The 367-nt window shown below is 60.5% G+C and carries 1 pseudogene; it reads right to left on the reverse strand.

Annotated features, from left to right (window positions below):
* Positions 1 to 367, reverse strand: a pseudogene (locus tag GSQ77_RS29115) (glycoside hydrolase family 65 protein); the annotation flags it as partial.

A 367-nucleotide genomic window follows, 5' to 3' on the forward strand; every position in this document is an offset into this window, starting at 1 on the left:
CGCCATGCGGTTGGTGTAGTGGTTGTTGTCGACCAGTGCGGAGTACTCGTCCGGCCCCGTTACTTCGTGAATACAAAAAGCGCCATCGCGACGCGGATTGAAGTGGCCGACGTCGAACCAGATGCGCGCTGTCTCGAACAGAATTTCCGCGCCATGCGACAGCAGGAACGCCTGGTCGCCGCTCGCATCCACATACAACCGGATCGCCCAGGCAATCGCAGCATTGATGTGGTATTGCGCCGAGCCGCTGGGGAAATAGGCCGAGCATTCGTCGCCGCTGATCGTGCGCCATGGGTATAGGGCGCCACGCGGATGATTCATTTCCCGTGCATGCAGGCGCGCACGGCCAAGTGTGCGGTAACGGTAT

The organism is Burkholderia sp. L27(2015), assembly GCF_009765705.1.
Taxonomy (GTDB): Bacteria; Pseudomonadota; Gammaproteobacteria; order Burkholderiales; family Burkholderiaceae; genus LMUX01.